Below are 1181 nucleotides of genomic sequence, written 5' to 3'. Positions count from 1 at the left end.
GGCGGCGGGGGAGCCCCCGCCGCCGACGACCCCGATGAAGGCGAACTGGGACCCGCCGGTGAACATCAGCGCCGAGAGCGCCACCGCCTGCCAGGCGTCGAGACCGCTGGCGACGGCAAGGGCGCCGAAGGAGATGCCGTACAGGCCGGTGGCGAAGCCGACCGAGAGCCCGGCGCGCTGGGCCGGGGTCACAGCCCGTCGGGCAGGTCGCCGCCCTCGCGCAGGGCCTTCCACAGCTCGCCGGCCCTCTCGTCGTCCCACTTCACGGCCCAGCCGTGCTCGGTGCGCAGCGTGGAGTCGCTCACTGGGACGGTCACCTGCCGGTCGCCGCCGCTGGCACGGCGCACCGCGTTGAGCGCCATGCCGATCTCCAGCATTGAGTCGTGCTCGTCCACCGTGAGGTTGGGCGTCACGGCACTGCCCACCGAGTGCAGGCGCCAGGGGAGCAGCACGTTGGCGGGGGTGAGCGCCTTGGAGCTGATGGCCTTGAGGAACTCGCGCTGGCGCTCCACGCGGCCCAGGTCGCCACGCGGGTCGAAGTACCGGGCGCGCACGTAGGCCAGGGCGGTGACGCCGTCCATCTCCTGGCAGCCCTTCTTCACGTCGAGGTGGGCCTTGTCGTCCTGGATGTCCTGCTTGGGGCAGAGCTCCACGCCGCCGAGGCTCTCCACCACGTTGGTGAAGCCGCCGAAGCCGATCTCGGCGTACCCGTCGATGCGCAGGCCGGTGTTCTGCTCCACGGTGTCGATGAGGAGCGGGGCGCCACCGGTGTTGTACGCGGCGTTGATCTTGTTCTCGCCCATGCCACGGATGGGCACGTAGGAGTCGCGGGGGATGGAGACCAGCGACGGGGCCCCCAGGACCGGCACGTGGACGAGCATGATCGTGTCGGTGCGGCGTCCCGCGCCACCGCCGGTGCGCAGCCGGTTGCGGTCCTCGGCGGAGAGGTTCTCGCGGCTGTCCGAGCCGACGAGCAGGTAGTTGCGGCCCGCGGTGTCGGCCGGGCGGTCCCCCCAGGTGGGCATGGCGTCGGTGCGCTCGACCTTGTTCCACGAGTCGACGACGGCCCAGACCGTGCCGGCCAGCCAGAGCGCGACCACGACGACCACGGCGGTCAGCGTCCGGCGCACCGGGTGGCGGCGCCGCGGTGCCCGCTCGAGGCGGTCGGCGCCGCGGGTCGG

General features: G+C 72.8%; 2 protein-coding genes. Both read right to left on the bottom strand.

The genetic code is table 11. The features are described 5' to 3' along the window. On the bottom strand, positions 1-192 hold a 192-nt coding region (locus HMPREF3099_RS10030), incomplete at its 3' end, for an AzlC family ABC transporter permease (RefSeq protein WP_141762122.1). Then, positions 189-1181, bottom strand: a 993-nt coding sequence (locus HMPREF3099_RS10025; RefSeq protein WP_371327535.1) for an LCP family protein, incomplete at its 5' end; no start/stop codon positions are given. The genes HMPREF3099_RS10030 and HMPREF3099_RS10025, both read right to left, overlap by 4 nt.

It is taken from the genome of Kytococcus sp. HMSC28H12, from assembly GCF_001816045.1.
In the GTDB taxonomy this organism is placed as follows: Bacteria; Actinomycetota; Actinomycetes; order Actinomycetales; family Dermatophilaceae; genus Kytococcus; species Kytococcus schroeteri.
The sequence above is the reverse complement of the archived record's forward strand: the minus strand, read 5'-3'. Positions and strand labels throughout refer to the sequence as shown.